Genomic DNA, 8,489 nt, shown 5'->3' on the forward strand with positions numbered 1-8,489 from the left:
CGCCTGTCCGGGGACGTCGCAGGCTGGCGGCGGGATCAGTGCCGGGGCGTGTAGCGGCCCTTGGACTGGCTGAGGAAATGATACGTGTTGTTCTTCGAATCCACCTCGAAGCCGACACCGGACTGTTCCATCCCGGGCCGGGTCATGGTCACCAGCGCGTCGGTGCGGGCACGGCTTTCCTTCGGAAACACGTCCAGGTGGTCGGTGCGGAAGGTGGTGGGCGGCACGCCCGGGCCGGCGGGACTGTCGCCTGCGACGTTGCCACGCAGCTTCATTTCGTCGCCCTTGGCGCTGAGCCAGCCGGTCTCCGAACGCAGCGTCCAGTGCTTGCCGTCCTTGTCGGGCATTTCGAACAGCGGGGTCGCGATGCTGATGGTCTGGTCACCGCGCTGGCGCTCCAGCAGCGGTGCGCGCAGGGTGGTCGATTCCTTGCCCTGCTCGTCGAGGGCCACGATCGTGAAGTCGTGCAGGATGTAGTCCACGCCGACCTCGTTGCCGCCGTTGGCCGGTCCCTTGTCACGGTTGCGCAGCGCTGCCCAGCTGCTGAGCAGCGCGGCCAGCAGCAGGCCGATGCCGAGCACGGTGCGCCAGTTCAGGGTCGGCCGGTTCATGCGCTGAACCTCGCCAGGACGGCGTCCACGTGGCCCTGGGCGGCCAGCAGGACGTCGCACAGTTCACGTGCAGCGCCACGCCCGCCCTCGGTGCGGGTCTGCCAGTGCACGCGCTCGGCGATCCACGGGTGCGCGTTGGCAGGGGCCACGGCCAGGCCCACCGCACCCAGTGGCGCCAGGTCCGGCAGGTCGTCACCCATGAAGGCCACCTGTTCCAGGCCGATGCCGTGCTGCGCGCACAGCGCCTGCACGCTGGCCAGCTTGTCGCCGACGGCGATCTGGGTGTCGATGCCGAGATCGGCGCCACGGCGCAGCGCGGACTGGCTGTTGCGCGCGGTGATCAGCACGGGATGGATGCCGTGCTGCTGCAGCAGTTTCAGGCCCAGGCCATCCTGCACGAAGTACGCCTTGCTCTCATTGCCGTCCTTGTCGTAGTACAGCCGACCGTCGGTGAGGGTGCCGTCCACGTCGAAGCACGCCAGGCGGATACGGGCCGCGGCGGCATGCAGGTGGGCGGGAAAGGCGGGCAGCGGGGACCAGGGCATCAGGGCGGCAGGCTCGGTGTGGGCGGATGGACGATACAGACTGAATGGGGTCTACGGACTGTCGGTTAAACCACCCGCGCCCGCAACAGGTCATGAATGTTCAGGGCACCGACCGCGCGGCCCTGGCCATCGACCACGATCAGGCCGGTGATCTTGTGGGTCTCCATCAACCGCGCGGCCTCGACGGCCAGCTGGTCGGCGCCGATGGTACGTGGGTTGCGGGTCATCACATCGGCGATCTTCGCGGTACGCACGTCCAGCGCGCTGTCCAGCGCGCGGCGCAGGTCGCCGTCGGTGAACAGGCCGATCAGGACGCCGTCGGCATCGACCACGGCGGTCATGCCCAGCCGTTTACGGCTCATTTCCATCAGCGCTTCGCTGAGGCTGGCGCCGGCACCGACCGTGGGCAGGTCGTCGCCGGTGTGCATGACATCGGTGATGTGCAGCAGCAGGCGGCGGCCGAGGCTGCCGGCCGGGTGTGAACGGGCGAAATCGTCGGCGGTGAAGCCGCGCGCATCGAGCAGGGCCACGGCCAGCGCATCGCCCATTGCCAGCGACGCGGTGGTGCTGGAGGTCGGGGCCAGGTCCAGCGGGCAGGCTTCGGCCGGCACGCTGACATCCAGGTGAATGTCGGCGGCGGCGGCCAGGCTGGACTGCGGGCGTCCGGTCATGGAAATCAGCAGGTTGCCCTGGCGCTTGAGCACCGGCAGCAGCATCAGGACTTCGTCCGACTCGCCCGAATAGGACAGGGCCAGCACCACGTCGTCCTCGGTGATCATGCCCAGGTCGCCATGGCCCGCCTCCCCCGGGTGCACGTAGAACGCCGGGGTGCCGGTGGAGGCCAGGGTGGCGGCGATCTTGCGGGCGATGTGGCCGGACTTGCCCATGCCGGTGGCAACCACCCGCCCGCGGCTGGACAGGATCGCCTGGCAGGCCTGCTGGAACGCTTCGCCGAGGCGGGCAGCGACCGCATTCAGGGCCTGCTGCTCGATGTCGAAGACACGGCGGCCGCTGGCGACCAGGCTGGCCGGGTCGACGGAACGGGAGGGCAGGAGGGGCTCGGCCATGCGGACGCCACGCAGCGGAAGTAGAATGAGCGATCATTTTATTAGGAAAGCCCGTTGGACGCCGACACCATCCGCAATCTGATCGAAACCGGCCTGCCCGGCGCCCGCGCCGACGTGCGTGGCGACGATGGCGTGCATTTCGAAGCGACCGTGGTCTGCGAGGCCTTTGCCGGCAAGATGCCGCTGGCCCGCCACCGGATGGTCTATGCCACCCTGGGCGACCTGATGGGCGGTGCGATCCACGCACTGGCGCTGAAAACCGTGACCCCGGCCGAAGCCGGCTGAACCGCAGAAGATCCCGAATACATGGCCAAGATCGTTGTGACCGGCGGCGCTGCGCTGCACGGTGAAGTAAGCATCTCCGGCGCCAAGAACGCCGTCCTCCCCATTCTCTGCGCGACCCTGCTGGCCGATGCGCCGGTGGAGATCACCAATGTGCCGCACCTGCACGACGTGGTCACCACGGTGAAACTGCTGGGTGAACTGGGCGCCAAGGTCACCATCGACCAGGGCACGCTGTCGCGCGGCAGCGCGATCGTGGTCGATCCGCGTCCTGTGAACCAGCATGTGGCGCCGTACGAGCTGGTCAAGACCATGCGCGCCTCGATCCTGGTGCTGGGCCCGCTGCTGGCCCGCTTCGGCGCTGCGGAAGTGTCGCTGCCGGGCGGCTGCGCGATCGGTTCGCGCCCGGTCGACCAGCACATCAAGGGCCTGCAGGCGCTGGGCGCCGAGATCGTGGTCGAGAACGGCTTCATCAAGGCCTCGGCCAAGCGCCTGAAGGGCGGTCATTTCACCTTCGACATGGTCAGCGTCACCGGCACCGAGAACGTGCTGATGGGCGCGGTGCTGGCCGAAGGCACCACCATCCTCGACAACTGCGCGATGGAACCGGAAGTGACCGATCTGGCGCACTGCCTGATCGCGCTGGGCGCGAAGATCGAAGGCCTGGGCACCGCGCGCCTGGTCATCGAAGGCGTCGAGCGCCTGTCCGGTGGCCGCCATGAAGTGCTGCCCGACCGCATCGAGACCGGCACCTTCCTGGTGGCCGCGGCGATGACCGGTGGCAAGGTCACCGTGAATCGTGCGCGCCCGAACACCATGGACGCGGTGCTGTCCAAGCTGGTCGAGGCCGGTGCGAAGATCGAGACCACCGATGACAGCATCACCCTGGACATGCAGGGCAAGCGGCCGAAGGCGGTCAACCTGACCACCGCGCCGTACCCGGCGTTCCCGACCGACATGCAGGCGCAGTTCATGGCGCTCAACTGCGTGGCCGACGGCGTGGGCGTGATCAATGAAACGATCTTCGAGAACCGTTTCATGCACGTCAACGAACTGCTGCGGCTGGGCGCGGACATCCAGGTCGAAGGCCACACGGCCATTGCCCGTGGCCACGAACGCCTGAGCGGTGCGCCGGTGATGGCCACCGACCTGCGCGCGTCGGCGTCGTTGATCCTGGCAGGCCTGATGGCCGACGGCGAGACCACCATCGACCGCATCTACCACCTTGATCGTGGCTACGAGAACATCGAAGAGAAGCTGTCTTCGCTCGGTGCCACCATCCGGCGCGTGCCATGATCCTGCGCGGCAAGTTCAGCCCGCGTCGCAAGGCGCTGCTGGCGCTGGTGCTGATCGTGCTGGCGTGGCTGGGCTACGCCTGGTACGCCAACATCGCCATCACCCAGGGCATCGAGCAGAAGGACATGGACTGGAACGGCGATGGCACCGTCTCGCGTGACGAGATCATCGAGTCGTTCTACGCGGTTGCGGTGAATGACAGCCAGGACGGCAACCGCCATTGCCGCACCTTCGTCTGGCGCAGCACGGGCGAGCAGATCCGCGTGGACTGCCGCACCGAGTTCGCGCCAGCGGAAGCGAAGCCGGCTGAAGCGAAGAAGTAAGAAAACGCCCGCGAAAGCGGGCGTTTTCCTTTCGGTAGTGCCGGCCGCTGGCCGGCAACCCCATGAACCTCGTGGAGCATCGCGAGAATGCCGGCCAGCGGCCTGCACTACCGGTTCGCGCGTCAGTTCATCGCCTTGATGGTCAGGTCCAGGGCGTCGCGATCGTTCTCACGCTGCAGCATGCGCGCCGGCACCGGGAACTCGGGGACGATCCAGGCGATCAGTTCCTTGTTGCCGTCGGCACGCGAGACCTTGGTGGCTTCGTAGCTCTTTCCACCCACAGTGATCGACTCCTTGCCGATCACGCGGTAGGTCATGTTCTTGATGCGCCCTTCGTCAACCATGCGATAGGTCAGCGGCTTGCCGGCGGCCAGGTCGCGGGCGATCGCCAGGTTGATCAGCAGCGCATCCATGTCACCGGACTTCAGCGCGATCGGGCCGGCGCGGTCCGGCTTGATGTCGCCGGTCCAGGTCGCCTGGTTGCTGGTCCAGTTGTAGTTGGCCTGCACGTTGCGCTTCTTCACCAGCAGCGCCGAACGGTCCTGGCTGCTGAGCGGGCGCAGCTGGCCGCGCACTTCTTCGAACACGGTGCTCTGGCTCAGGTCGGCCAGCTGGTTCTTCACCTGCAGCGTGTAGCGCCACTTGTTGGCTCCCTCGCTGCTCAGGGTCATGCTGCCATTGGCCTGCATGCCCATGTAGCTGGCCAGGTAATCGGCCTTGAACGGCTGCAGGGCCATGGCCGGCAGGCTGGCCATCGACAGGGCGGCCGCGGCGATCCAGGTGAGGGGGCGGGTCAGGGTGCTCATGCTCAGACTCCTTGGTATTCGATCAGGCGGAGGTCGACGCGGTCTTCGCCGTCTTCGCGTTGCAGGATGCGCACCGGGGTGGGGACACCGTTGGCGATCCAGAGGATGGTTTCATTGTTGCCGCCGTTGGTCCGGTAGACCCGCAGCGCGTTGTAGGACAGGTCGCCGACTTCGACGTTCTCGGTCTGCTGCGCGGCCTGGTAGTCATGCTGGCGGACCTTGCCCATGTCCACGTAGCGGTAGTGCATGGTGGCACCCGGGCGCGCATCGCGCATGATCGCCAGGTTGATCAGCAGCGCGCTCTGGTCGCCGGGCTGCAGCGGGATCGGCTGCGCACGTTCCTTCTTCACGTCACCGGTCCACTGCGCGGTACCGGCCTGCCAGTTGTAGGTGCCCACGGCCTTCTTGCCAAGGAACAGGCCCTTGCGCACCGTGCTCTGGCTCAGTGGCGCGTAAACACCGCCGCGTTCCTCGAACACCGTGCTCTGCTCGATGTTCAGGCCGAGCACGCTGGCAAAGCCGCGGCGGCCCACCACCTGCATGTCGACCCGCCACTGGCTGCCGCCGGTGTGGGTGACCTGCATGCTGGCGTCGCCGGCCTCCTTGCTCTTGTAGAACGCCTGGTAGGTGGCGGTGAACGGCTGCAGCGGCGGTGGTTCCCACGCCAGCGCAGGCAACACCGGCGCCGCCGGCTCGGCAGGCGGCTGCACGGCAGGCACCGGCGCCGGGGAAGGCGAGGCGGCAGGCGCTTGCGCCTGGCCCCAGCCCGCAGCGGGCAATACAGCCAGCGACAGCAGCAGCGAAGTGGACAGCAGGGTCGTGGTCTTCATGAAGGACAGGGACCGCAGGGAGGGGCAGGATGCCAGCCCCGCAGTCAGCGGGGCGTGTGCACGGGCGTTACCGGTTCAGGTTCCCGGCGGAATCTAGGGCCAACGGGCTAAACAGGGGGTGACCATCCAGCTGGGGCTGTCCTTCCCGTTCAGTCAGGCGGCCGGCGCACAGCAGCTGCAGGGTGGCGATCAGCAACGGGTGCTCCACCGCCAGCACGCGCTCGGCCAGCGCCTGCGCATCGTCGCCGGGCCCCACCGGCACCCGTACCTGCGCCAGCACCGCCCCGGCATCCAGTTCCGGTACCACCAGGTGAACGCTGGCGCCGTGCTCGGCATCGCCGGCTTCCAAGGCCCGCGCATGGGTGTCCAGGCCCTTGTGCAGCGGCAGCAGCGAGGGGTGGATGTTGACCAGGCGGCCCTCGAAGCGCTGCACGAAGGCAGCCCCCAGGATGCGCATGTAGCCGGCACAGACGATCCAGTCCGGCGCCGATGCCTGCACGGCATCGCCGAGCGCCTGCTCATAGGCGGCGCGGTCGCTGAACTCCTTCGGCGCGTGTGCCCAGCGCAGGCCCGGTGCCACCCGCTGCAGCGCTGCGGCACCTGGACGGTCGGAGAACACGCCGACCACGTCGGCCGGCAGGCGGCCGTCGCCGATCGCGTCGAGGATGGCCTGCAGATTGCTGCCACGGCCGGAGGCCAGTACCGCAATGCGAGCGGTCATGCGACCACCGCGCCGCCCGGTTCGCTAAAGCTGGCGGCGACATCCGCACGCAGCAGCACGATCAGGGCGTATACGCCCAGCGCGATGCCCAGCGCGCCGCCCAGGCAGGCGGCACCGGCCGCCACCAGGCACAACGTGCGCTGGCAGCGCTGCCCCAGCCGGTTCGCAGCGGTCAGGCTGAGTATGCCCAGTGCACCGATGGCCAGCGCCGCGACAGCGAGGATCGCCGCCAGCAGCACAGGCGACATGCCCACCGTGGGGGTCCGGCTTTCGCTGATGTAGCCACCCAGTGCGGCCATCAGCAGGACAACGGACAGCGCCAGCTGGATGCCGCCGTAGACGCAGAACAGGATCCTGAGCGTGTGCAGGTGACCGCCGATCTGGAGCGCGGTCCAGCCAGGCGGCACGTTCAACGGGGGCGGGACGGAAGCCATGGAAATCTCAGCTGCGGGAAGGAACGTTGGCTTCGAAGGCCGCCTTCACCTGCGGACGCAGCAGGATGATCAGGCTGAACACCCCCAGCACCGTGCCAAGCGGCGCGAACAGGCAGGCCAGGCCGGCCACGATCAGGCACAGCAGGTAGCGGCGGCGGCCGGCCAGGCAGCGCCCGGCATAGGCGACGAACGCGCCGAGCGTCACGCCACCGAACACGATGACGCAGCCGATGATGGTGAACATCCAGCCGAACAGGCGCTGCTCGGCCGGCGACGTGGGCTGGCCACCGGAGTTCATCGGCAGGTGGCCGGTCAGTGCGCTGATGCCCAGCACGATGTGGAGGATGAAGATCAGCGAGAACAGCGCGATCAGGCCGCCAACCACGTAGTGCGCGATGGACAGCATGCGCAGGTGGTCGGCATCCTGCGCGCTGAACACCGGCACCGTCGCCAGAGGCGGTGGGGCAGGTGACACGGGGGGCGTTGCGTCCATGCGGGCTCCTGGGTGTGCGATCAGCCGATGTGGACGCGCTCGGCGCCTTCGGCGCTGACCACCTGGCCGATGGTCCAGTGCTCCAGGCCCTGCGCCTTGACCGCGTCGGACACGGCAGCGAGCTGGTCCGGTGCAACGATCAGCACGAAGCCGATGCCGCAGTTGAAGGTGCGCCACATCTCGCTGTCGGCCACTGCGCCTTCCTTCTGCAGCCACTGGAACACCGGCGGCAGGGTCCAGGACGACGCCTGGATGTCCAGGCCGAGGCCTTCGGGCACCACGCGGATGATGTTCTCGGTCAGGCCGCCACCGGTGATGTGGGCCATGCCGTGGATGGCGTCGCCGTGCGACTTCAGCAGCGACAGGATCGGCTTCACGTACAGGCGGGTCGGCGCCATCAGCGCATCGACCAGCTTCACGCCGCCTTCCAGCTCCAGATCGGCCGGCTGGCCGGCGCGGTCGTAGATGCGGCGCACCAGCGAATAGCCGTTGGAGTGCGGGCCGGACGAAGCGATGCCGATCAGCACGTCACCGGCGGCGACGCTGGCGCCATCCTTCAGTTCGCTCTTTTCGACCGCGGCGACGGTGAAGCCGGCCAGGTCGTACTCGCCCGGGGCGTACATGTCGGGCATTTCAGCGGTTTCGCCGCCGATCAGCGCGCAGCCGGCCTCGGTGCAGCCGTTGGCGATGCCGCCCACGACCGCCGCGGCGGTGTCGATGTCCAGCTTGCCGGTGGCGAAATAGTCCAGGAAGAACAGCGGCTCGGCGCCCTGCACCAGCACGTCGTTCACGCACATGGCGACCAGGTCGATGCCGATCGTATCGTGGCGGTTCAGCTGGTGGGCCAGCTTCAGCTTGGTGCCCACGCCGTCGGTACCCGACACCAGCACCGGCTCGCGGTACTTGTTGGACAGGTCGAACAGGGCGCCGAAGCCACCCAGGCCGCCCATCACTTCCGGGCGGAAGCTGCGCTTGACCAGGGGCTTGATCCGCTCGACCAGCTCGTTGCCGGCGTCGATGTCGACACCCGCATCACGGTAGGTGAGGGGGGAGGGGGCGGAAGACGGGGTGTTGGTCACGG

At 68.0% G+C, this 8,489-nt stretch carries 12 protein-coding genes; 3 read left to right on the forward strand and 9 right to left on the reverse strand.

What is annotated here, in order from left to right:
* Window positions 1-35 precede the first annotated feature (35 nt).
* The 3 genes from lptC to QRO93_RS20655 form a co-directional block, all read right to left on the reverse strand.
* Window positions 36-611 carry an LPS export ABC transporter periplasmic protein LptC gene (lptC, locus tag QRO93_RS20645; protein ID WP_053449008.1) on the reverse strand — a complete coding sequence of 192 codons (576 nt, stop codon included), beginning with the start codon at window positions 609-611 and terminating at the stop codon, window positions 36-38.
* A complete protein-coding gene (locus QRO93_RS20650; protein WP_053449009.1) occupies window positions 608-1,156 on the reverse strand; it encodes an HAD family hydrolase in 549 nt (182 codons plus the stop codon). The genes lptC and QRO93_RS20650 overlap by 4 nt, the downstream gene beginning before the upstream one ends.
* A gap of 65 nt (window positions 1,157-1,221) precedes the next feature.
* A complete protein-coding gene (locus QRO93_RS20655; protein WP_053449010.1) occupies window positions 1,222-2,223 on the reverse strand; it encodes a KpsF/GutQ family sugar-phosphate isomerase in 1,002 nt (333 codons plus the stop codon).
* Between the two features lie 54 nt (window positions 2,224-2,277).
* On the opposite strand from QRO93_RS20655, the gene QRO93_RS20660 reads away from it, so the two are divergent.
* Genes QRO93_RS20660 through QRO93_RS20670 form a run of 3 tightly spaced genes read left to right on the forward strand, consistent with a single transcriptional unit; the run spans window position 2,278 to window position 4,124 of the window.
* A complete protein-coding gene (locus QRO93_RS20660) occupies window positions 2,278-2,508 on the forward strand; it encodes a BolA family protein (RefSeq protein WP_021202589.1) in 231 nt (76 codons plus the stop codon).
* A 21-nt stretch (window positions 2,509-2,529) separates the two neighbouring features.
* Window positions 2,530-3,801, forward strand: coding sequence for a UDP-N-acetylglucosamine 1-carboxyvinyltransferase (murA, locus tag QRO93_RS20665; protein WP_164087976.1), 1,272 nt, complete (start codon window positions 2,530-2,532; stop codon window positions 3,799-3,801).
* The gene (locus QRO93_RS20670) at window positions 3,798-4,124 is read left to right on the forward strand and encodes an EF-hand domain-containing protein (RefSeq protein WP_180879628.1); all 327 of its coding nucleotides are present in this window, start codon (window positions 3,798-3,800) and stop codon (window positions 4,122-4,124) included. Before murA ends, QRO93_RS20670 begins: the two co-directional genes overlap by 4 nt.
* Window positions 4,125-4,246: 122 nt before the next feature.
* On the opposite strand, the gene QRO93_RS20675 is transcribed toward QRO93_RS20670, so the two are convergent.
* The 6 genes from QRO93_RS20675 to purM form a co-directional block, all read right to left on the reverse strand.
* Complete coding sequence (locus QRO93_RS20675; protein ID WP_006422886.1) at window positions 4,247-4,930, reverse strand: DUF3108 domain-containing protein; 684 nt, start codon at window positions 4,928-4,930, stop codon at window positions 4,247-4,249.
* A gap of 2 nt (window positions 4,931-4,932) precedes the next feature.
* Window positions 4,933-5,760, reverse strand: a complete 828-nt coding sequence (locus tag QRO93_RS20680; RefSeq protein WP_053511541.1) for a DUF3108 domain-containing protein — start codon at window positions 5,758-5,760, stop codon at window positions 4,933-4,935.
* 67 nt (window positions 5,761-5,827) lie between these two features.
* A complete protein-coding gene (gene purN, locus QRO93_RS20685) occupies window positions 5,828-6,481 on the reverse strand; it encodes a phosphoribosylglycinamide formyltransferase (protein WP_164242737.1) in 654 nt (217 codons plus the stop codon).
* A complete protein-coding gene (locus QRO93_RS20690) occupies window positions 6,478-6,915 on the reverse strand; it encodes a hypothetical protein (protein WP_154582922.1) in 438 nt (145 codons plus the stop codon). Before QRO93_RS20690 ends, purN begins: the two co-directional genes overlap by 4 nt.
* 7 nt (window positions 6,916-6,922) lie before the next feature.
* On the reverse strand, window positions 6,923-7,408 hold the full coding sequence (locus QRO93_RS20695) for a hypothetical protein (RefSeq protein WP_053449017.1): 486 nt from the start codon (window positions 7,406-7,408) through the stop codon (window positions 6,923-6,925).
* Between the two features lie 20 nt (window positions 7,409-7,428).
* Window positions 7,429-8,487 carry a phosphoribosylformylglycinamidine cyclo-ligase gene (gene purM, locus QRO93_RS20700; protein ID WP_053449018.1) on the reverse strand — a complete coding sequence of 353 codons (1,059 nt, stop codon included), beginning with the start codon at window positions 8,485-8,487 and terminating at the stop codon, window positions 7,429-7,431.
* Window positions 8,488-8,489: the final 2 nt, after the last annotated feature.

The organism is Stenotrophomonas maltophilia group sp. Smal17, assembly GCF_030237045.1.
GTDB lineage: Bacteria > Pseudomonadota > Gammaproteobacteria > Xanthomonadales > Xanthomonadaceae > Stenotrophomonas > Stenotrophomonas forensis.